The organism is Janthinobacterium sp. MP5059B, assembly GCF_001758645.1.
GTDB lineage: Bacteria > Pseudomonadota > Gammaproteobacteria > Burkholderiales > Burkholderiaceae_D > Janthinobacterium > Janthinobacterium lividum.
The window spans coordinates 700,727-721,506 of sequence record NZ_LRHX01000006.1; the positions used below are offsets into that span (position 1 = coordinate 700,727).

25 protein-coding genes are annotated in these 20,780 nt (G+C 65.2%); 14 read left to right on the forward strand and 11 right to left on the reverse strand.

Annotated features, from left to right (window positions below; genetic code table 11):
• Positions 1–3: 3 nt before the first annotated feature.
• Genes JAB1_RS07805 through JAB1_RS07815 form a run of 3 tightly spaced genes read right to left on the reverse strand, consistent with a single transcriptional unit; the run spans position 4 to position 1,444 of the window.
• The gene (locus JAB1_RS07805; protein ID WP_034788123.1) at positions 4–543 is read right to left on the reverse strand and encodes a contractile injection system tape measure protein; all 540 of its coding nucleotides are present in this window, start codon (positions 541–543) and stop codon (positions 4–6) included.
• 16 nt (positions 544–559) lie between these two features.
• Positions 560–1,129, reverse strand: coding sequence for a type VI secretion system tube protein Hcp (locus tag JAB1_RS07810; protein WP_034788125.1), 570 nt, complete (start codon positions 1,127–1,129; stop codon positions 560–562).
• A 42-nt stretch (positions 1,130–1,171) separates the two neighbouring features.
• The gene (locus JAB1_RS07815; RefSeq protein WP_070256573.1) at positions 1,172–1,444 is read right to left on the reverse strand and encodes a DUF6150 family protein; all 273 of its coding nucleotides are present in this window, start codon (positions 1,442–1,444) and stop codon (positions 1,172–1,174) included.
• A 194-nt stretch (positions 1,445–1,638) separates the two neighbouring features.
• Between JAB1_RS07815 and JAB1_RS07820 the strand changes: the two genes are divergently transcribed.
• The 9 genes from JAB1_RS07820 (at position 1,639) to JAB1_RS07860 (ending at position 9,993) form a co-directional block, all read left to right on the forward strand.
• The gene (locus JAB1_RS07820; protein ID WP_070279380.1) at positions 1,639–3,285 is read left to right on the forward strand and encodes a DUF4394 domain-containing protein; all 1,647 of its coding nucleotides are present in this window, start codon (positions 1,639–1,641) and stop codon (positions 3,283–3,285) included.
• A gap of 118 nt (positions 3,286–3,403) precedes the next feature.
• The gene (locus JAB1_RS07825; RefSeq protein WP_070279381.1) at positions 3,404–4,684 is read left to right on the forward strand and encodes an arsenic transporter; all 1,281 of its coding nucleotides are present in this window, start codon (positions 3,404–3,406) and stop codon (positions 4,682–4,684) included.
• 59 nt (positions 4,685–4,743) lie between these two features.
• The gene (locus tag JAB1_RS07830) at positions 4,744–5,328 is read left to right on the forward strand and encodes a TetR/AcrR family transcriptional regulator (RefSeq protein WP_034788134.1); all 585 of its coding nucleotides are present in this window, start codon (positions 4,744–4,746) and stop codon (positions 5,326–5,328) included.
• Positions 5,329–5,403: 75 nt separating this feature from the next.
• Positions 5,404–6,504: an alkene reductase gene (locus JAB1_RS07835; RefSeq protein WP_070279382.1), complete on the forward strand. Its 1,101-nt coding sequence runs from the start codon at positions 5,404–5,406 to the stop codon at positions 6,502–6,504.
• A 29-nt stretch (positions 6,505–6,533) separates the two neighbouring features.
• The gene (locus JAB1_RS07840; RefSeq protein ID WP_034788139.1) at positions 6,534–6,917 is read left to right on the forward strand and encodes a nuclear transport factor 2 family protein; all 384 of its coding nucleotides are present in this window, start codon (positions 6,534–6,536) and stop codon (positions 6,915–6,917) included.
• A gap of 58 nt (positions 6,918–6,975) precedes the next feature.
• Positions 6,976–7,605, forward strand: coding sequence for an NAD-dependent dehydratase (locus JAB1_RS07845; RefSeq protein WP_070279383.1), 630 nt, complete (start codon positions 6,976–6,978; stop codon positions 7,603–7,605).
• Between the two features lie 46 nt (positions 7,606–7,651).
• Positions 7,652–8,137, forward strand: a complete 486-nt coding sequence (locus tag JAB1_RS07850) for a GNAT family N-acetyltransferase (protein WP_070279384.1) — start codon at positions 7,652–7,654, stop codon at positions 8,135–8,137.
• The gene (locus JAB1_RS07855) at positions 8,124–8,711 is read left to right on the forward strand and encodes a flavin reductase family protein (protein WP_070279385.1); all 588 of its coding nucleotides are present in this window, start codon (positions 8,124–8,126) and stop codon (positions 8,709–8,711) included. The genes JAB1_RS07850 and JAB1_RS07855 overlap by 14 nt, the downstream gene beginning before the upstream one ends.
• Positions 8,695–9,993 carry a nucleotide disphospho-sugar-binding domain-containing protein gene (locus JAB1_RS07860; RefSeq protein WP_070279386.1) on the forward strand — a complete coding sequence of 433 codons (1,299 nt, stop codon included), beginning with the start codon at positions 8,695–8,697 and terminating at the stop codon, positions 9,991–9,993. The genes JAB1_RS07855 and JAB1_RS07860 overlap by 17 nt, the downstream gene beginning before the upstream one ends.
• 20 nt (positions 9,994–10,013) lie before the next feature.
• Here JAB1_RS07860 and JAB1_RS07865 read toward each other — a convergent pair whose 3' ends face one another.
• The 3 genes from JAB1_RS07865 to JAB1_RS07875 form a co-directional block, all read right to left on the reverse strand.
• Complete coding sequence (locus JAB1_RS07865) at positions 10,014–10,886, reverse strand: DUF2145 domain-containing protein (protein WP_070279839.1); 873 nt, start codon at positions 10,884–10,886, stop codon at positions 10,014–10,016.
• A gap of 56 nt (positions 10,887–10,942) precedes the next feature.
• The gene (locus JAB1_RS07870) at positions 10,943–11,374 is read right to left on the reverse strand and encodes a hypothetical protein (RefSeq protein ID WP_034788152.1); all 432 of its coding nucleotides are present in this window, start codon (positions 11,372–11,374) and stop codon (positions 10,943–10,945) included.
• 95 nt (positions 11,375–11,469) lie between these two features.
• The gene (locus tag JAB1_RS07875; RefSeq protein ID WP_083299608.1) at positions 11,470–12,303 is read right to left on the reverse strand and encodes an HDOD domain-containing protein; all 834 of its coding nucleotides are present in this window, start codon (positions 12,301–12,303) and stop codon (positions 11,470–11,472) included.
• Positions 12,304–12,571: 268 nt separating this feature from the next.
• On the opposite strand from JAB1_RS07875, the gene JAB1_RS07880 reads away from it, so the two are divergent.
• Positions 12,572–13,063 (forward strand): cupin domain-containing protein, encoded by a 492-nt coding sequence (locus JAB1_RS07880; RefSeq protein WP_070279387.1) that lies wholly within the window; start codon positions 12,572–12,574, stop codon positions 13,061–13,063.
• A 42-nt stretch (positions 13,064–13,105) separates the two neighbouring features.
• Here the strand turns inward: JAB1_RS07880 and JAB1_RS07885 are convergent, their stop codons facing one another.
• Positions 13,106–13,375 (reverse strand): hypothetical protein, encoded by a 270-nt coding sequence (locus JAB1_RS07885; RefSeq protein ID WP_070279388.1) that lies wholly within the window; start codon positions 13,373–13,375, stop codon positions 13,106–13,108.
• A 270-nt stretch (positions 13,376–13,645) separates the two neighbouring features.
• Here JAB1_RS07885 and JAB1_RS07890 point away from each other — a divergent pair, with 270 nt between their 5' ends.
• A complete protein-coding gene (locus tag JAB1_RS07890) occupies positions 13,646–14,671 on the forward strand; it encodes a hypothetical protein (protein ID WP_139144475.1) in 1,026 nt (341 codons plus the stop codon).
• 53 nt (positions 14,672–14,724) lie between these two features.
• Here JAB1_RS07890 and JAB1_RS07895 read toward each other — a convergent pair whose 3' ends face one another.
• Both JAB1_RS07895 and JAB1_RS07900 read right to left on the reverse strand, forming a co-directional pair.
• Positions 14,725–15,831, reverse strand: coding sequence for an acyl-CoA dehydrogenase (locus tag JAB1_RS07895; RefSeq protein ID WP_070279390.1), 1,107 nt, complete (start codon positions 15,829–15,831; stop codon positions 14,725–14,727).
• Positions 15,832–15,905: 74 nt separating this feature from the next.
• On the reverse strand, positions 15,906–16,691 hold the full coding sequence (locus tag JAB1_RS07900) for a helix-turn-helix transcriptional regulator (RefSeq protein ID WP_070279391.1): 786 nt from the start codon (positions 16,689–16,691) through the stop codon (positions 15,906–15,908).
• Positions 16,692–16,800: 109 nt separating this feature from the next.
• Between JAB1_RS07900 and JAB1_RS07905 the strand changes: the two genes are divergently transcribed.
• From JAB1_RS07905 to panB, 3 genes are read left to right on the forward strand one after another with little or no spacing between them, the layout of a single operon-like run.
• Positions 16,801–17,748 carry a DMT family transporter gene (locus JAB1_RS07905; protein WP_070279392.1) on the forward strand — a complete coding sequence of 316 codons (948 nt, stop codon included), beginning with the start codon at positions 16,801–16,803 and terminating at the stop codon, positions 17,746–17,748.
• Between the two features lie 36 nt (positions 17,749–17,784).
• Positions 17,785–18,231, forward strand: a complete 447-nt coding sequence (locus JAB1_RS07910) for a PaaI family thioesterase (RefSeq protein ID WP_070256458.1) — start codon at positions 17,785–17,787, stop codon at positions 18,229–18,231.
• A 19-nt stretch (positions 18,232–18,250) separates the two neighbouring features.
• Positions 18,251–19,078, forward strand: coding sequence for a 3-methyl-2-oxobutanoate hydroxymethyltransferase (panB, locus tag JAB1_RS07915; protein WP_070279393.1), 828 nt, complete (start codon positions 18,251–18,253; stop codon positions 19,076–19,078).
• Between the two features lie 11 nt (positions 19,079–19,089).
• On the opposite strand, the gene gstA is transcribed toward panB, so the two are convergent.
• Both gstA and JAB1_RS07925 read right to left on the reverse strand, forming a co-directional pair.
• On the reverse strand, positions 19,090–19,689 hold the full coding sequence (gstA, locus tag JAB1_RS07920; protein ID WP_070279394.1) for a glutathione transferase GstA: 600 nt from the start codon (positions 19,687–19,689) through the stop codon (positions 19,090–19,092).
• Between the two features lie 108 nt (positions 19,690–19,797).
• Positions 19,798–20,694 carry a LysR family transcriptional regulator gene (locus JAB1_RS07925; protein ID WP_070256453.1) on the reverse strand — a complete coding sequence of 299 codons (897 nt, stop codon included), beginning with the start codon at positions 20,692–20,694 and terminating at the stop codon, positions 19,798–19,800.
• Positions 20,695–20,780 lie beyond the last annotated feature (86 nt).

Sequence of the window (20,780 nt, forward strand, 5' to 3'; positions counted from 1 at the left end):
AGGCTACGCGCCGGGCCAGTCGATCAACAGCGGTTGCGGCATCCACGGGTGCCGGATGGCAGCCAGGTTCCACGGCAAGCGGCTCAGCAGTACATCGAAGGGATTGCGCGCGACAGCCAGCGTGCATTTCCCGTCGCCTTTTTGCAGTCGGCCTTCGCGCTGCAGAAAGACCTGGCGCAATCCCTCGGGCGAGGTTTGTCCCACCGCTGGCCAATGGCGCATCACGGCGGCCAGCACTTGTTCGCACAGGGCCCTTTCTTCTTCTCCGAGGTCGACGGGTGGAGCAGGGAAGTCCGGTTCCAGGCCGCACAGCAGCTTGTTCAGCAGCAATTGCTGCTCCGGTGCATCGCTCCTGCCATCGACCAGGTATTGCAGCAAGTGAACGGCGTGCGCGCCGTGTTCGCCGCGCAGCTGCGGCCTGCCATCGCCGCCAGTGGCGAGCAAGTCCAGCCGCTGGAACATTGCCGGCAGGAACGGGTGGAGCAGCACCAGGCCGGCGTTCCTGATGCCGGCGATGTCAGGCGAATTTGCAGCGTCGTTCATGCGTTTATCCCGTCTGTTACGCTGTAAACGCCCCGATCGGGCGGTTGCGCGCCAGGCTCCAGCCTGTCGTGTGCTGGGTGCCGGGCTGGCCATCCGCCTGCTGCACGCTGTGGCTCCAGAGTATTTCCGTAAAGCTCAGCTTGAACTGCTCGGTGGGCATGTCGTCGGGATGGGTTTGCAGCTGGATTTCGCTGATCATGGCGTCGCGCAGGGCAATGGTGATGATGTTGGCCGTCTTGCCGCTCGAATAACGGGCGATGTACAGCCTGGTCGGCTGGGCCGCACCCCTGCCCAGTGGCTCGGCGCGCAGGCACAGTTCATACAGCTTGATGGACGTCTGGTCGACATATTTGACGCAGGTAAATTCCGTGATCACGGGCCGCCCTGACGTGCGCGCCGAATTGCTGACGTCCGTCGTCATTTGCTGTTTCATACCCTGGTGCAGCGAGACCAGCTCGATGCACGGGCCCAAGTCCTGCAGGGCGCCGGCATCGCGCCAGATGGCGTCGATGCCGGCGCTGCCACCGTCCGGCATCTTGCCGAACACGAGTTCCGGGTTGCCGGGTTCCAGCAAGATCAAATCCATGGCGATGCTTCCTTCAAGTCAGTGTACACGGGCCTTCATGCGCTACAGGTGGATATTGCGCGGGCGTCGCCCTTGCCAACCCTCCTCGCCATCGTCGTCGACAAGACAGACTTTTACCTGCGCCGTATTCGGTGACGTGAAGCGCACGATGACGGTGGCGCTCTGGCGGTCATGGGTGATGTACCACAGGGCGTCGCCTTGCGCCTGGCCGATGCTGTCCACGCGGCGCACCAGCAGGTCAGCCTGGCTGCGTTCCACCAGTGCCACGCTCAGCTGCGCTTCCTCCAACTTTGTTGTCTGATACACGATTGCCACGGTCCGCTCCATGTTGTTGATTTTCCTGCCCAAGACTATACACCGAAAAAGTTGCCTAAACACAACCAAAAATCGAGCCGAAATAACTTTTTTTGTGCCACTGCATCCAAACGCCGGCACGGCGCGTAGTACAGGGGTGCGCTCACCGCAACGGCGGCACGAGCGGCACTTCCACTCTTTCAGGGGCCACGATCATGCCGATATTACCGACCTTGCCATTTGCCAAGCTGCTGCTTGTTTCCGCCGTCGCCATGTCGCTCGCCGCTTGCGGCGGCGATGACCATGATGATGTCGTCGTCACGCCACCGCTGCCCGTGGTGGTGGCCGGCGATGTCTTCGTGCTCACCGCCAGCAACAAGCTGCTGTCGTTCGACCGCGCCACGCCAGCCACCATCCGCACCACGGCCACCGTGACGGGCTTGCAGGCCGGCGAAAACCTGCTGGGCATCGATGTCCGTCCCGCCGATGGCCAGCTGTATGGCGTCGGCAGCACGGGGCGCATCTATACCCTGAATGGCGTGACGGGCGCCGCCACCGTGAAAGCCACCCTGGCGGCCGATGCGGGCGACGCGACGGCGCCCTATACGGCGCTGGCCGGCACGGAATTCGGCGTCGATTTCAACCCCGCCGCCGACCGCTTGCGCATCGTCAGCAATACGGGGCAAAGCCTGCGCATCAATGTCGATACGGGCGCGACCACGACGGATGGCAGCATCAACGGCGGCGTGGCCAGCACCGCCATCACGGCCGCCGCCTATACCAACAGCTTCGCCGGCACGGCCAGTACCACTTTATTTGTCATCGACGCTGCCAACGCCACCCTGTACACGCAAAATCCGCCCAACAAAGGCACCCTGGCCAGTGCCGTGCCGCTGGGCGTGGCGGCGACCGGCGTGGCCGGTTTCGACATCGATGCACGCACGAATACGGGCTACGCCGTCATGACGGTGGCCGGCGTGCGCAACCTGTACACCCTGAACCTGGCGGCGGCTGCTGCGCCGGCGACCCTGGTGGCGGCCATCGGCGTGACGGAAGACCTGCGCGGCATCGCCTTGAACGCGCCGGCCGCGCCCATCGTCTATGGCTTGACGGACGACGCCCGCATCGTGACCTTCAAGACGGCCACGCCGAACACCCTGGACGCCAATGTGGCCGTCACGGGCCTGGCTGCGGGCGAACACCTGCTGGGTTTTGACATCCGTCCCAAGGATGGCCTGCTGTACGGGATTTCCTCGGCGGGGCGCATCGTCACCATCGATCCGGCCACTGGCGCGGCCACGGTCAAGGCGACGCTGGCCGCCGATGCGGCGGACGCCACCGCGCCCTACACGGCCATTGCGGGCACGGCCTTTGGCGTGGACTTCAATCCCGTCGCCGACCGCCTGCGCGTGATCGGCAACACGGGGCAAAGCTTGCGCATCAATGTCGATACGGGCGCCACCACCACCGATGGCGCCGTCAACCGCGCGGGCGCGACGCCGGCCGTGACGGCGGCGGCCTACACCAACAGCTTTGCCGGCACGACGGCCACCATGCTGTTCGATATCGACACGGCCAGCGCCAGTCTCGCCCTGCAAAATCCGCCGAATGACGGTACCCTCGTGAATGTGGGGCTGCTGGGCGTGGCTGTGGCGGGCGACGTGGGCTTCGATATCGCGGGCGGCGCCAACGGCCTGGCGCTGGCGGCCCTGCGCACTGCCGCCACGGGCCCCAGTTCCCTGTACCGCATCGATCTGGCGACAGGCGCGGCGGTGCTGAGCGGCGGCGCGGCCACGCCGGCGGCGTCCGTCATCGGCAACGGCACGGTGGGACTGGTGGATATCGCCATCGCGCTCAAGTAAGAAAATGCGCCGCAGCTTTGCTTTGATTCAATAATTCCAGTATTATGGAAATATTGTTGACATACGCAGGCTGCGGCGCACGGTGCCCGCGACGCCGCATCGAACGGGACCTCACCGCATGCTGACCGCTTTCCTGATCTTTCTTGCTACATTAACCCTCGTCATCTGGCAGCCGCGCGGGCTGGGCATCGGCTGGAGCGCTGTCATCGGCGCCTGTGTCGCCTTGCTGGCCGGCGTGATCCACTGGGGCGACATCCCCGTCGTCTGGCATATCGTGTGGAACGCGACCGGCACCTTCATCGCCGTGATCATCATCAGCCTGCTGCTGGACGCGGCCGGCTTCTTCGAATGGGCCGCGCTGCACGTGGCGCGCTGGGGCGGCGGCAGCGGACGAAAACTGTTCGTGCTGCTGGTCTTGCTGGGCGCGCTCGTTTCCGCCGTGTTCGCCAATGACGGCGCCGCGCTGATCCTGACGCCCATCGTCATCGCCATGCTGCGGGCGCTGAAGTTTTCCGCCAAGGCCACGCTGGCCTACGTGATGGCGGCCGGCTTCATCGCCGACACGGCCAGCCTGCCGCTGGTGGTGTCGAACCTGGTGAACATCGTCTCGGCCGATTTCTTCAAGATCGGCTTTGCCGAATATGCATCCGTGATGGTGCCCGTCAACGTCGTCGCCGTGGCCGCCACCCTGGGGGCCTTGCTGCTCTTTTTCCACCGGGATATTCCCCGCGACTATGCAGTGGCGCAACTGAAGCGCCCGGACGCCGCCATCCGCGACCTGGGCACCTTCCGCGCCGGCTGGCTGGTGCTGGCGCTGCTGCTGGTGGGATTCTTCTCGCAAGAACACCTGGGCGTGCCCATCAGCCTGATCGCCGCCGTGGGCGCCGCGCTGTTGCTGGGCGTGGCCGGCAAGGGCCACGTGATTTCCACGCGCCACGTGCTGCGCCATGCGCCGTGGCACATCGTCGTTTTTTCGCTGGGCATGTACCTGGTCGTGTACGGCTTGCGCAATGCGGGTTTGACGGCTTACCTGACGGACATGCTGAACCACTTTGCGCAGTACGGCGTGTGGGGCGCGGCCATGGGCACGGGCGTGCTGACGGCCTTGCTGTCGTCCGTGATGAACAATCTGCCGACGGTGCTCGTCGGCGCGCTGGCCATCGACCCGACGACGGCGCAGGGGGCCGTGCGCGAGGCGATGATCTACGCGAACGTCATCGGCAGCGACCTGGGTCCGAAGATCACGCCCATCGGCAGCCTGGCCACCTTGCTGTGGTTGCATGTGCTCGACAGCAAGAACATCCACATTTCCTGGGGATACTATTTCCGCGTCGGCATCGTGCTGACCGTGCCCGTGCTGCTGGTGACCCTGGCCGCGCTGGCGTTGCGCCTGGGGTGATGTCAGAGGGGAAGATAGTTAACTAGACGACCGGTCAGATTTTTTGCTATACTGGCTGCATGAGCAAAAAATCTTCCGCCGACATGCGCCAGCACCTGATCGACATCGCCAAGGCTTTGATGGCCGAGAAGGGCTATACGGCCGTGGGCCTGGCCGAACTGGTGGCGGCGGCCGGCGTGCCGAAGGGTTCCTTCTACTATTACTTCAAGTCGAAGGAAGAGTTTGGCCAAGCCTTGCTCGATGACTATTTCACCACCTATCTACAGACGGTCGACGCCTTGCTGGCGGGGCCTGGCAATGCCCGCGAGCGGCTGCTGGCCTATTTTGACTACTGGCGCGCGACGCAGGCCAGCAGCGCGCCGGAAGGCAAGTGTCTGGTGGTCAAGCTGGGCGCTGAAGTGTGCGACTTGTCCGTGGACATGGGCGCCGTGCTGCAGCAGGGCACGGGCGCCATCCTGGATCGCCTGACGCAGTGCGTGGAAGCGGGCCATCTCGACGGTTCCTTGGCGGCGGCAATGCCGGCGCGCGTGCTGGCCGAATCCCTTTACCAGTTGTGGCTGGGCGCGTCCCTGATGGTCAAGGTGGCCAGGAGCGGCGGACCGTTCGACGCTGCCATGGCGACCACGCAACGGCTGCTGTCTTAGCCGTTTTTTTGACCATTAACTAGACGACCGGTCAGTTATTTCCGGTTTTTTCTGACTTAACATGAAAGCAATACGATGACCGAACAGCATGAAAGCGATTTATTTTCCCCGGTCGATCTTGGCGCGCTGGCATTGGCCAACCGCATCGTCATGGCGCCGCTCACGCGCAGCCGCATGGGCGACGATGGCGTGCCGAACGCCTTGCACGCCGAGTATTACGCCCAGCGCGCCAGCGCCGGCCTGATCATCAGCGAAGCGACGAATATTTCGGCCCAGGGCCGCGGCTATGCCCTGACCCCGGGGATATGGACGGACGAGCAGGTGGCCGGCTGGAAGCTGGTCACCGATGCCGTGCATGCGGCCGGCGGCAAGATCGTTTGCCAGCTGTGGCATGTGGGACGGTTTTCGCATGCCAGCCTGCAGCCCGATGGCGCCGCGCCCGTCGCGCCATCCGCCATCCGGGCCGAGGGCAGCACCTACACGGCCAGCGGCATGCAGCCCGTGTCCATGCCGCGCGCGCTGGCAACGGGGGAAATCGCCGGCATCGTCGCGCAGTATGCGCATGCGGCCGCATGCGCGCTGCGCGCCGGTTTCGATGGCGTCGAAGTGCATTCGGCCAACAGCTACCTGCTCGACCAGTTCTTGCGCGACTCGACCAACCGGCGCACGGACGCTTATGGCGGCAGCATCGAAAACCGCGCGCGGCTGACGCTCGAAGTGACGCACGCCGTGGTGAACGTGTGCGGCGCGGCGCGGGTCGGCATCCGCCTGTCTCCCGTCACGCCCGACGCGGGCAACACGCCGATCGACAGCGACGTGATGGCCACCTATGGCTATCTGATCGAACGGTTGAACAGGCATGGACTGGCGTACCTGCACTTCGTCGAGGGCGCCACGGCCACCTCGCGCGATGTGCCCGATGGCGTCGACCTCGATGCGCTGCGGGCGCTGTTCAACGGCCCCTACATCGGTAACAACCACTATGACCTGCCGCTGGCGCAGGCGCGCCGCGCGCAAGGCAAGGTCGATGCGGTGGCGTTTGGCCGTCCCTTCATCGCCAACCCGGATCTGGTGGCGCGACTGCGCCATGGCGTGGCGCTGGCCATGGCGCCGCGCGAGGCGTATTACGGCGGTGGCGCCAATGGCTACACCGACTGGCCCGCCAGCCAGTTCTGATTTCTCTTCACCCACCCAAGGAGCGCAACATGAACAACCCTACGTATGTGCAGGATTACCAGGCGATTGTCGCCGTGCTGAATCAATACAATGCGGGCGGCGCGCAGGCCGACAGCAGCATCATGCGCCCGGCTTTCAGCAGCCAGGCCACCATTTTCGGCGTCGATGGCGGCGATAAACTGACGGGCGGGCCCATCGAAGGCCTGTTCGAAATCATCGACAGCGCCTTCCGGCCATCGCCGCAGGCGAAGGCGGCCATCGTACGCGTCGACATCGTGGGCACCGCGGCCAGCGCGCGCGTCGATACGGACGATATCTCGGGTTTCCGCTTTACCGACTTTTTCAATTTGCTCAAGGTGCAGGGCGAGTGGACCATCGTCAGCAAGATCTATCACACGCACGCGGGCGCCTGATGCACTGGCTGGGCGCCCGATGCTGTATCGTGTGGCGTCCAGCATGCGGGGAGAAGCAATGAAACTGATACTGATAGGCGCCACGGGCCTGGTGGGCCGCGAAGTGCTGCGCCTGGCGCTGAGTGACGCGCGCGTCACGGCCATCGTCGCGCCCGTGCGCAAAGCCTTGCCGGCGCATCCCAAGCTGGACGCGCCCCTTGCCGATTTCGACCGCTTGCCGGCGGATGCGCCCTGGTGGCAGGCCGACGCCGTCATCTGCACCCTGGGCACGACCATGAAGGTGGCGGGCACGCGGCAGGCCTTCCGGCGGGTCGATCATGGCTATCCGCTGGCCGCGGCGCGGCTGGCGCTGGCGGCCGGCACGCCCACGTATGCGCTCAATTCCGCCGCCGGCGCCAACGCGGCCTCGCGTTTCTTCTATAACCGCGTCAAGGGCGAGCTGGAACGCGACCTGGAAGCACTGGGTTTCAGATCGCTCACGCACGTGCGGCCGGGCCTGATCGGCGGCGAACGCGATGAAGCGCGGGCGGGCGAGGGCGCCGCCTTGCGCATCCTGCGCGTGCTGGCTCCCGTGCTGCCGCGCCGCTGGCGCATCAATCCGGCGCCGCGCATCGCCAGCGCCTTGCTGGAAGCGGCGATTGCCGCCGCCCCGGGCGTGCACATGGTGACGTCCGAGCACCTTTTGTGAACGCGCGCCCGTATAATTCTCGTTCATCTACTTGCGAGTACAGACAATGCAGACAGTACGTGTTTACCAGGCCAGCGACCGCGACGCCTGCCTGGCCCTCTTCGACGGCAATACGCCGCGCTTTTTCGACCCTTCGGAGCGCGTTCGCTTTGCCGCCTGGATCGATGCAGCGGCGCAGCCCTATCTTGTCATCGAGCGCGTCATCGATGGTGACGTGCGCATCGTCGCCTGCGGCGGCCACGCCATCGAGGCGGATGGCATGACTGCCAGCCTGTCCTGGGGCATGGTGGCGCAGGATCTGCACGGCCAGGGGCTGGGCCAGGCACTGACGCAGGCGCGCCTCGATGCGATCAGCGCCATGCCGCAGCTGACCAGTGTGACCATGAATACCAGCCAGTACACGCAGGGTTTTTATGCGCGCTTCGGCTTCGTGGCCGTGAAGGTGACGCCGGATGGCATCGGACCCGGCCTCGATCAATGGGATATGGTTTTGCCGCTGCCGCGCGCCGGGGGCGTTGATGGAAGCCGCTGACCACCATATCGCCCCGGTGCCGCTGGAAAAAGCCTACCGCCTGCTCAATCACGGTCCGTCCATCCTCGTTTCGGCCCGCCACGCCGGCATCGATAACGTGATGGCCGCCGCCTGGGCCTGCGCCCTCGATTTCGCGCCGCCGAAACTGACCGTGGTGCTGGACAAGGCAACGCGCACGCGCGCGCTGGTCGAAGGCAGCGGCACGTTTGTCATCCAGGTGCCGACGGCGGCGCAGTTGCAACTGACCCACGCCGTCGGCACGCACAGCCTCGATGCGCAGCCCGATAAGCTGGCGCGCGCTGGCGTGCAGCTGTTTCACTTGGACGGCGTTGATGTGCCGTTCGTGGCCGGCTGTTCCGCCTGGCTGGCCTGCCGTTTGATCCCCGAACCGCACAACCAGACGGCGTATGACCTGTTCATCGGCGAAGTGGTGGGCGCCTGGGCCGACACGCGCGTGTTCCGCGACGGGCACTGGCATTTCGAACAGGCCGATCCATCCTGGCGCAGCCTGCACTACATCGCCGGCGGGCGCTTCTATGCGATCGGCGAGGCGCTCGATGCTGCCCCGCGCTGACCCGCTGGCGGATCAGGCCACCACCGCGCCGCTCGTCATCGTCGCCAGCAGCGGCACCGGCGGCGACATGCAGCCGTTTATCGCACTGGCGCAGGGTTTGCAGCAACGGGGCCGGCGCGTGCTGCTGCTGGTGCCGGGCTGGCAGGAAGCGGCCGCGCAAGCCTCGCGGCTGCCATATCGCACCTTCGGCAGCGCGGCAGAGGGCCAGGCCATGCTGGGCGACCCAGGCCTGTGGGATGAGCGCAAGGGCTGGGGCGCGGTGTGGAATGGCCTCGTGCCGCACCTGGGCGCCGTGCGCGACGTCGTGCAAGGCTTGCCGGCCGATGAGGCTTGCGTGGTGCTGTGCCATCCCATCCTCGTGCCGATGGCGGCCCTGGCGCGCTCCGTGCGGCCGGACCTGCGCATCGTCGCGGCGTATCTGGCGCCATCGAACCTGTGCAGCAGCCATGATTTCCTGACGGCCGGCTCCTTGCGCATTCCCGCCTGGGTGCCGCTGGCCTGGCGCCAGGCCTTGTGGCGCATGATCCACCGCGGCATGATCGATCCGGTGATGCTGCCTGGCCTGAACGGAGCGCGCGCGCAGCACGGCTTGCCACCGGAAGCGCATTTTTTTGCACATATGCTGGCCGCGCCGGACGCGTCGCTCGGCTTGTTTCCCGCGTGGTTCGCCGCCCCGCAGGCGGACTGGCCGCCGCATTTCGCGCAAGCCGATTTCGCCGGCGCCGCCACGCATGGCGCTGCAGCGCTGCCACCGGAGCTGGAACGTTTTCTGGGCGAGGGCGAGCCGCCCATCGTGTTTACGCCCGGTACCGGGCACCAGCACGCGCAGCGCTATTTCAGCATCGCCCTCGCAGTCTTGCGGCGGCTGGGGCGGCGCGGCCTGTTCCTCACGCCCCATGCGGCGCAACTGCCGCAGCACATGCCGGCCAGCGTCATGTGGCAGGCGCACGCACCGTTTGCGGCGCTATTGCCGCGCGTGGCGGCCGTGGTGCACCATGGCGGCATCGGCACCAGCGCGGACGCCTTCCGCGCGGGTATCCCGCAGCTGATCGTGCCGTTCGCGTACGACCAGTTCGATAATGGCTGGCGCGCCAAACGGCTCGGTGTGGGGGATGTCTTGCTGGCCAGGCGCCTGTCGGCGGGGCGCATGCGGCGGCAGCTGGCGCGCCTGCTCGCCGCGCCCGAGGTCAAGCTGGCGTGTGGCGAGGTGGCCCGCCAGATGGGGCAGGGGCTCGAATCAGCGCGCCTGCTGGATCACGTCGAAGCGGCCCTGGCCGCTTAGTCTGCCTGGGGAATGCTGCGCTAGGTATCGTCGAGGGCGATGACCCGGTCGTTTGCGCCGGGCACGCAGCCGTCGGCGATCGGTTCCCAGCCCCGGTGCACCACCACCTGCTTGCCATCGTGGCAGATTTCCACGCGCTCGCTGGCCGGCAGGCGCTGGCGCGCGAACGCTTCCAGGCTGGCCGGCAGGCTCGTTTCCAGCTGCATCGTGCCGATGGCTTCCGGCGGGTGGTCATCCATGTGCACGAGCGGCACGAAGATCGAACCGAGCATCAGCCAGCGCGCACCCACGTCGACGGGGGCGGGTACATAGGGCGCGGCGCGCAGCCAGTCCTGGGCGCGCGCGCGCAAGTCGCTGCCGGCGGCCAGCTCACCCCAGGCCGAGGCCAGCAATTCCACCACCCACTGATTGCAATTCTGGTATTTCAGGCTGAAGGCATATGCATTGGCGCTGTAGCGGCCTGCCAGCAACTGCTGCACGCGCACGGGGTCGAGCAGGGCGCGGCGCAGGGGCGGCACGGTTTCGGCCGGCAGTTTCACGAGCGAGATGTAGCCCAGCGCCGGGTTTTCCGTGCCCATGGCGAAACCGGCCGTGCCCTGGTCGAAGATGCGTGGGCGGCCCTCGTCGCAGGCGTAGTACAGCTGGCGCGCGGACCAGCCGCTGTCGTTGTCGTGGCGCCAGGCCAGTGCCGCATGCGAATAGCGGATGCCGAAGCGGGCCAGGTCCAGGCCGGAGCGGCTGATCAGGGCCACGCTGCCTTCGCTGGCGGCCAGTTCCTCGCGCACGACGGCGGCAAAGCGCAACAGGCGATCCTGTTCCGTGGCCGTGAGCTCCTGTGCGCGGTCGCAAAAACGCGAGGAGGCGAGCGAGGTGCCCGCCTGGGCGGCGCCCATGCTGAAGATGGCGCAAACGCCCAGCAGCAGTGCCGGGCGGCGCGGGAGAAAACGAATCAAAGGCTGACGGGACGCGTGGCCATTTCGCCGTACCAGTCGTCGGCCAGCACGAGGAAGAAGGCGGCGCGCGTGTCGTTGCGCGAGAATTCGATGCCGTAGGCGCGGTTTTGCGCATGCACCACGTCGCCCTGCGCCAGCTGCTGCTTGTCGAGCGCCGCTTGTGGCAAGTCCAGCACCAGCGGCGTTGCCGTGGCGTCGGCCTGCATGGTCAGGCGCGTCATGCCGTCGCGGCCCGGCACGGCGGCCACGTCGATGATGCGGTAGGGGCCATTGGCCACCTTGTTGTCGCGCGAGGAGCTGTTGCTCGAACCGTTGAGCGAGTCGGAAATGCTGCCGCTCGACTGGGAGCCGGCGCTGGAGGCCGAGGAAACGAAGCTGTCGGCGTTGGCGTTGCACGCCATGGTCAGAGCTGCGGCCAGGCCGAGCATGCGTAAGGTGGAGGTAGTCAAGGCAGTTTTCCAGTGGACATCAATGAAAGCGGACCGGGTCCATCCCGGCCCGCGCCATCATAGCAGATCGGCCATCAGCTGAGCAGTACCTCGATCAGGCCCTTTGCTTCGGCCGAAGGCTGCGTGCGCAGCGCCTGCAGCACGGGATCGTGTTCCAGGTAGGCTTGCAGCTGCGCGCTGACGGTGATGCCGGCCTGCGGCAGCGGCGAAGGGACGGGGGCCAGCGCCTTGGCCAGCAGCAGGGTGTCGCGCAAGCCCTCGGGCGGCAGCATGATGGTCGAGCCTGGCAAGGCATTGACGGCATCGGCCACCGGCTGCGGCACGCCCAGCTGGCGCATCAGCGAGCGGCCTATCACTTCCAGGGCGGACGCCATCTGCGTTTCCAAGTGGGCGTACAGGCCCGGGGTCTTGTCGGCCTGGGCCAGCAAATAAAAGCCGGCCACTTCATGCACGATGCCGGCAAACAGCGCCGTATCGGCATCCGTATGCGTGACGGCGCTGGCCAGTCCATGCGCCAGCGCCGCCACGTGCACGGTGTGCGCCCACAGCTGGGTGGCGCGGGCGCGCAAGGCTTCGTCGCGGATGCCCGCGTTCAGCTGGCGGATGACGGCCGCCGTCGCCAGCGAATACAGGTTGCGGTGTCCCAGCCGCTCGACGGCGGCGCGCACGCTGGTGATGGCGGGCGTATGGCCGGGCGAGAACAGGGCCGAATTGGCCAGCGCCACAGCGCGCGCCGACAAGGTCGGTTCGCACAGCAGCAGCCGGCTGATGTCGGCCGAGTGGCAATCCGGGTTGGCCAGTTCCTTTTGCAGGAGCAGTGCCGTATTGATGCTGGTGGGAAAGGCCAGGGTTTCCGTTTCGGCGCTGGCCAAAAGTTGCGCCAGGCTGCTGAGCGTGTTGACGTGCATGGATAGGGGAGCGAGAAGTAGCAATGTCTGCATATTATCAGGCAATGCGGCCTGCATGGCGTCCGCCTGCCTTTCCTGCGAAACAAGTTGCGCATCGGCCGCGCATCGGTCCATTCATCAGCCCAGCTTATAGGCCCTAGTGGCTTTGTGCCGCTAATCAGCGCGGGCCAGCGCTGTTAAGCTTGGATTGCCAGGACAGGCGAAGCCGGCTGCCCGGCGGCACGCCCATTCTGGGAGCCGATCTTACCGGCAAGAAAGGAAAACACCCATGCATCGATACGCCGCGGCACTCTTGCCGCTTTGCCTGCCCGCCGGGGCCGTCTCTGCCTCCGCGTCTGCCGAGGCCGCTGCCACACGCGCCGCCGTCACCGTCACGCGCGCCGCCGCCATGCCCACCATTACGGGCGACGCCGCCTATTTCACGGGCACGGTCGAAGTCGACGCCATGTTCCAGCGGCCGTCTCCGGCCCGCGTGGGCGGCGGCATCGTCACCTTTGCGCCCGGCGCCCGCACGGCCTGGCATACGCATCCATTGGGTCAGACCCTGATCGTCACGCAAGGCAGTGGCTGGGTGCAGCACTGGCAGGGCCCGCTGCAGGCGCTGGCGGTCGGTGACGTGGCGTGGATACCGCCCGGCGTCAAGCACTGGCATGGCGCCACGGCCACGTCCGCCATGCGGCATGTTGCGATTGCGGAGGCGCAAGATGGCACGGCGGTGACGTGGCTGGAGCAGGTGGCGGATGACAGCTACCCCAGATAGTCAGGGCTGCCCGCCGGGCAGCAGTGCACGATGGCGAAGCTGCTAGCGCGGCTTTGGCGCGGGCTCGGCCGTGTCACTGCTTGGGGTGAGCGCCGTGCCGGCGAAGCGCGCCTCGCCGGAGACCAGCTTTTGGCCTATGCCGACGAAGCCGCGGATCTGCTCATCCGAATGGCCTTTCAGGTCGGAAAAGACAGCGCGCATCTGCTGCGGAGAGACGCCGGCTTTATCTGCCCGGTTGAGCGTGCTGAAGCCTTCGAGCAAGCGTGCCGTTCCCAGGGGACTGCGCAGTGAATCGATCAGTGTATCTAACATATTTGCCTCCTTATGGCGTTGGCGTTGAGACGGTGGACTACCGAGCAAAGTGTAGCGGCCCTGGCATCGGAAACTGGACCCGCATAATGCTAGAATTACGTACCTTGACATGGCGAGCAAAGACTGATAGTAAATATGATTGCAAAAAAAGAATTATTTCCAGGGCGCATACAGGCGGATCAAATTCTTGTGCATCAGTGCGCGATACGCCGCTTTCAGTCGCGGCACGGGCAGCAATTCCAGGAGCTGAGGAACTTGCGGAACAGCGTCATGGCGGCGATCGACGTGCGACCAAGTATGTGGCGCCTATTGTCAAACCAACGTGACAGGCACTTTGCCTTGCTCGATATCATGCACGTGCTGAATACGAGGAATGGACGAGCGGCCTTGCGGGAAGGGGCGTTGATGCCATTTGAGGATGCAATGCAGATGCCGCAGCTGGCGGCCTTCACGGCGCTGCATGAGGAATCAGCGAGAGAAGTATTGGACTTATTGCTGGCGAATCTGGATTTCATCGACGGTCTGGTTGAGACGTGTCGCATCTTCGAGATTTATAGTGTGCTTGCCGTGAGTGTGCGGGTGGATGCCCTGGAGCTCGTCAAGCGTTACTATCATACATACCACCGGGCAAGGAACTGTTCCCGCATCGAAAATTATTCTGATGTGGCGGAGGCGGACACCCGCTGGGCATTCATGCTGGAGACGGACGAGGCCACTGACGACCTGGCGCTGCTGCTGGGCACAGGCGTCATCACGCCTTATTTCCGCGGTGCTGGCATCGATATTTTTGATGATGACGCCAATTACGTGGTGCTTAATAATACAAAACAGAATGATGGCATCTATTTGCGCATAAAAATTGGCGACGAGGCTCCGCATCAGATTGACGCGGCCCTTATCTATTTAAGGGAAGCGTTATTGGGTAAGGCGCGCGACAAGGGGTTTGCCAGAGCGAATTATGCAAGGCGCCGTTTCGACGAGTCCAATTTCGTGAACGGACTGCGCCATCCGCTATTCTTTGATGTCAAGCGGGGCAGCTATCTGGCGCCATTGATGGGTCTTGCATGCTGGGATGAAAAAGAGTCGGGCGCCACAGTGGATCAGGTCTGCTTCAAGGTTGTTGCAGATGCCGAGGGGTATCGTCTCGACAATAAACTGCAGGGCACGGTGTATGAGGTTGATACCGTCAAAAAACATTATCAACACATCGCGGCTGCGATCAAGGCGCCGCTGGCAAAAAAAGCCGGACGCCTTGATGTCTTTCTCGCGGGCGTTACGGATGGCCCCGCTTTCTAGACCCGGGAAAAGCAAAGGCCGACAGCCGGCTCGATGGTGCGCGTGGCAACAAACTAGGGCAGCAGCAACGCATGCTGGCTGGCCGTATGGAAATCGCGCCACACGCGGTTGATGGCGCTGTCTTCGCGGGCCGCGTACAGGCCGCAATAGGGGTACAGACCATCGACGGCGGCGCGGCACACGGCGACCACATCCAGCGAACGGTCTTGCACGGCCTGCATGGCGTCCGCGTCGAGCGCCGCGCCGGCGGCAACCGTTGCCCAGCTGTCATCCAGCACGGCATAAAAACGGGCGCGGGCGGCAGCGCAGGCGTCTTGCTTGCCTAGCAGGAATGCGGCTACTTCCGGCACGTCCAGCAGCGGCAAGCCGGCGCGCGCATGGCGGCGGTGGCGCATGCATTCCTCTGCCAGTTGCATGAAATGCGCGGCCATGCCGGCCACGTTGGCGGCCAGGGTCACGTAGGCCAGCGAGTAAAACGGGTAGCGGTACAGGGGGCCGTCGGCCGTCGCGGTGTCGGGACTGATCGTAAAGCCATGTTCCTTGCTGAGCCACTGGCCGTCGATGCGGTAGCTGTGCGAGGCGCTGGCGCGCATGCCGATGCTGTTCCACGAGGGCACCAGTTGCACCAGCGCGGCGGGCACGAGGAAGGCGCGGATGCGCGGCTTGCCATCCGCATCGAGCAGGGGCTGGCCATCGCGCTGCAGCCGGGCGTTCAGGGTGAAGTGGGTGGCCATCGGCGCGCCGCTGGCGTAGTCCCAGCTGCCCGAGATGCGGTAGCCGTCGCCTTCCTCTTCCGCATCACCGGTGGCCGCGCCGCTGCCGCCCAGGCAGACCCGGGGCGTGCCGATGATGGCGCGCGCCATGTCGGGCGCCAGAAAGCCGGCGAACCAGCCGGCGCCCGCGCACAGGGTCAGCACCCAGCCCATGCTGCCATCGACGGCCGCCACGGCTTCTTCCAGACGCACCACTTGCGGCAAGGGCAGCTCGGCGCCGCCCGCGCTGCGCGGCGCCAGCATCGTCAGCCAGCCGCGCCGGTGCAGCAAGGCTTGCTGGGCCGGATGCAGGAAGCGGGCGGCGTCGGCCGCCGGCGCATGGCGCGCGATGCGGCGCGCATCGCGCCCGGAAAGGGTGGCAAGGGTAGCGAGGACAGCGTGCGGCATGGGCGGAATCCGGCAATGGCAGAGGCGGGCATTTTCGCACAGCGGGCACGCTTGCGGGGGAAGGACGAGTTCGGCTAGGTGCTGCGCCGCCGGTACTCGTCCGGCGTCTCTCCCGTCACCTTGCGGAACATGGTGATGAAGGCCGAGGAGCTGGCATACGCCAGGTCGAACGCGATGCTTTCGACTGTCTGGCCCGCTTCCAGCATGGCCATGGCCTTGATGACGCGCAGCCGCGCGCGCCATTGGGCAAAGCTCATGCCCAGGTCGCGCTGGCAGCGGCGCATCAGGGTGCGCTCGGTGGTGTTGACGGCCTGTGCCAGAGCTGCCAGCGGGCGGTGGTCGCCGGGGTTGCTGTCGAGCATGGCCAGTACCTTGCCCAGCATGGGGTCATCCGAGCTGGGCAAGTAACTGCCCACGGGCGTGGCGCGCGCCAGCTGGTCCAGCAAGACCTGCAAGAGGCGCTCTTCATGGATAGTCTGCGGCAAGCCGGGCGGGTGGGCGCGCAAGTGCTCGTGCATGGCGCGCACGAAGGGCGTGACGGCCAGCGCGCAGGGCGCGGGAGGCAGCGCCCGGCACAGTTCTTCGCTTACATACAGCGAACTGTGGAAGGCGGGATGGCGGTTTTGTCCCGTATGCGCCACGCGCGGCGGCAGCCAGATGCCGTACTGGGGCGGCACCAAATAGTGTTTTCCTGCCACCAGCACCTCCACCACGCCACCAAGCGCATAGACGAATTCGCCCCAGGAATGGCTGTGGCTGGGATACATGGCCGCAGCGGGCATGGCTGCGCTGCGAAAGCAGATGGGAGCGGGCAGGGCGCCGCTGTAGGGCGCGGTCAGCAAGTGTTTGGTAGCGGACATGAAAATGTTTGCGGGTGGCTGTATTGCGCGAGGTGCTGTCGGTTTCTCACTATATCAAGAAAAGCTGCACCCGCCATACTACCTGCTGCCGACTATCTGAAGGAATACTGTGGAAACGCGCAAGGCAATGGATGGGCAGGCAGTGGTCGTCATGACCCTGCTGTGCCTCGTATGGAGTTTGCAGCAGGTGGGTATCAAGGCGGCCGCGCATGACATGGCGCCCGTACTGCAGATCGCGCTGCGTTCGGGCCTGGCGGCCATGCTGGTGGGCCTGCTGATGCTGGCGCGCCGCGAAAACCTGGCGCAAGCGCGCGCCGCCTGGCGCCCGGGCTTGCTGGCCGGCAGCCTGTTCGCGCTCGAATACGTGCTGCTGGGAGCTGGATTGCAATATACGAGCGCCGCGCATGCCGTGGTGTTTCTCTACACGGGTCCGCTGTTTGTGGCGCTGGGCCTGCATTTCAGGCTGGCGTCGGAGCGCCTTACCCCGCTGCAATGGGCTGGCGTAGCGCTGGCGTTTGCCGGAATCGTCGTCGCCTTTTTGCCCGGCACCGCGCCAGCGGGCGCGCCGGTCAACCCGCGCGGCTTGCTGGGCGACCTGCTGTGCCTGGCCGCTGGCGCGGCCTGGGGCGCGACGACCCTGGTGGTGCGCTGTTCACGCCTGGCGCACGTGCCTGCCACGCAGGTGGTGCTGTACCAGTTGACGGCGGGCTGCGTGCTGTTGCTGGGCGCGGCAGCGTTGCTCGGCCAGCTGGACTTCGCGGCCACGCCCTTGGTGATCGGCAACCTGGTGTTCCAGTCCGTGATCGTCTCGTTTGCCAGCCTGCTGGCGTGGTTTCATTTGCTGCGCCGCTACCTGGCATCGCGCCTGGGCATTTTTTCCTTCCTGACGCCGCTGTTCGGCGTGCTGCTGGGCGCCATGTTGCTGGACGAGCATGTGTCGATGGCTTTTCTCCTCGGCGCGGCGCTGGTGCTGGCTGGCATCGTGCTGGTCAGTGCAAGCGGCCCGCTGACGCTGTTGTTCGCAGCGCGTCAGAAGCAGGGTAGAGTGGAGCCGTAGTCATTTTTCCCTGTTCACTTGAGAAAGCAGTCCGCCATGACCCGACTTCCCGATCCGCAATTCGCCGACAAAGTTCGCGCCAGTTTTGATTTGCAAAACGCCATGACCTTGATCCAGGCCAGCCTGCCCGTGGTGGCGCATGGCAGCACGGAAATCCATGTGCCGCATTGGAGCGGCATCGAGCAGCAGCATGGCTTCGTGCATGGCGGCGTGGTGGGCATGATCGCGGACTCGGCCGCTGGCTACGCGGCCATGACCATGGTGGCTGACGGCGCATCCGTGCTGACGGTGGAATACAAGATGAACCTGCTGGCGCCCGCCGACGGCGAGAAACTGATCGCGCGCGGCAAGGTGGTGCGCCCTGGGCGCACCTTGATCGTCACGCAAGCCGAAGTGTTCGCCGTGCGCGATGGCAAGGAAACCTTGTGCGCGCTGATGCAGCAAACCATCATGGTGATGCACGGCAAGTCCGAAAAAACTTAACTTAATGAAATGAGAAAGCATGCCCGCGCCAGACCACAATGCACACTTGCTGCACAGTAAACCGTTGACGGCGCCAGCCTTGCTGGCCATGCGCGATGCGGGGCAAAAGATTGCCGCACTGACTTGTTATGACGCCAGTTTCGCCAGCCTGATGAACGCTTGCGGCGTGGAGCTGCTGCTGGTCGGCGATTCGCTTGGGAATGTGGTGCAGGGGCAGAGCACGACCTTGCCTGTCAGCGTGGCCGACATTGCTTACCATACGGCAAGCGTTGCGCGCGGCAACCGTACGGCCGTGCTGGCGGCCGACATGCCGTTCGGCAGCTATGCCACGCCGCAAGCGGCGTATGCCAACGCCGTCCAGTTGATGCAGGCGGGCGCACATATGGTCAAGCTGGAGGGCGGCAGCTGGCTGTGCGACACGGTGCGTTTCCTGACCGAGCGGGGCATACCCGTGTTCGCCCACTTGGGCTTGACGCCGCAATCCGTGCATCAGCTGGGCGGCTTCAAGGTGCAGGGCAAGACGGCGGAAGGCGCGGCGGCGTTGAAAGCCGACGCACTGGCCCTGCAGGCGGCTGGCGCTGCGCTATTGCTGCTCGAAGCCATCCCTGCCACGCTGGGCCGGGAAGTGTCGGCACTGCTGGCCATTCCCACTATCGGCATCGGCGCCGGGCCCGATTGCTCGGGCCAGATCCTCGTCATGCACGATATGCTCAACGTGTTTCCCGGCAAGAAGGCGCGCTTCGTGCGCGACTTCATGACGGGGCAGGCCAGCATCGGCGGCGCTTTCACGGCCTATGTCGGCGCCGTCAAGGAGCGGTCTTTCCCCGCCCCGCAACACTGCTTTTAAGACGGCCGGGTCTATGCTTCCGCTGCCTGCGCCGCCTTGACGCTGTCGCGCTGGCCCACTCTCGCCAGGAAAGCTTGTACCTGCGCCAGCGCGGACAAATCCACGCCTACGCCTGGCGCCCAGCCCGTGATGACGAACAGGTAGGCGTCGGCGACCGTGAACGTGTCGCCGGTCAGGTAAGCCTGGCCTTCCAGGCGGCTGTCCACCCACTTGTATTTCTTGCCCAGTTGCTTGATGAACAGTGCCTTGGTGGCGGCGTCGATGCGGGGATCGAACAGGGGGCTGAACGATTTGTGCAGCTCGGACGTGATGTAGTTCTGCCATTCCAGCACCTTGTAGCGGGCAAAACTGCCCACGGGCGGCAGCAGGTCCTGTCTGCCGGCCTGTTCGGCGACGTACTGGGCGATGACGGGGCCTTCGCTCAAGGTCGTGCCATCGTCGAGCGCCAGCAGTGGCACCTGGCCTTTCGGGTTGAGTTCGTAGTAATTGCCGCCTTCCTGCGTCTTGTGCTGGCCCAGGTCGACCTTGACCAGGGTGAACGGCGTGCCCGTTTCGCGCAGGATGATGTGCGGTGCCTGCGAGCAGGCGCCCGGCGAGTAAAAGAGTTTCATGGCGATCCTTGAACAGGTGGGAAAGCAGCCACTATAGTCCTGCGCAGCCGCACGGTAAACGCGTGTTCGTTTGGTGACTGCGCATGCCCGGTGCGGGATTGCGCTGGCTCAAACCCGGGGATAGCGCAAGGTGTCGAGCAGCAAGGTAAACGCGGGAGAAGGGTGGCGCCGGCTCGGGTAATACAGCTTGTAGCCCGCGTATGTGGGGCACCAGTCGTCCAGCACGCGGACCAGGCGGCCATCGGCCACGTAAGGCAGCACCACGTCTTCGGCCATGCAAGCCACGCCCAGTCCATCGAGCGCCGAATGCAGGCGCATGGCCATGTTGTTGTAGATCATCTGTCCTTCCACCCGTACCTTTAGTTCCTGCCCATGCTTGGCAAACTCCCAGGCAAACAGGCCGCCCAGGGTGGGCAGGCGCATGTTGATGCAGTTGTGCGCCATTAAGTCCTGCGGCGTGGCGGGCGGCGCATGGCGGCTGAAATACGCGGGCGAAGCGACGATGGCCATGCGGAAATCGGGACCGATGGGCATGGCGATCATGTCCTTGGCCACTTGCTCGCCCAGGCGCACGCCCGCGTCGCAGCGCGCGGCCACGATGTCGGTCATGCCGTTGTCGACAACGACTTCGATGTTGATATCGGGATAGTCCGGCAGCAAACGGGCGATGGCCGGCTGCAGCACCGTCAGCGCCGAGTGTTCTCCCGCGCTGATGCGGATGTTGCCGGCCGGTTTGTCGCGCCGCTCGCTGAGCAGGGCCAGTTCCGCCTCGATCTCGTCGAAGCGGGGCGCCACCGTGCGCAGCAGCTGTTCGCCCGCTTCCGTGGGCGAGACGCTGCGCGTGGTGCGCACCAGCAGGCGCAAGTCGAGCCGTTCTTCCAGCGCGCGCACGGTCTGGCTCAAGGCCGACTGCGACACGCCCAGCTTGGCTGCCGCGCGGGTGAAACTGCCTTCGCGGGCCACGGCCACGAAGGCGAGGATGTCGTTGAAGTTGGTTTGTGCCAGGGCGGATGTCTTTCCAATTCATTAGTTGCGCTAATAAGTTCATGCGGACTTTAGCATCTATTCACGGTAATGCATACGCTTTACAG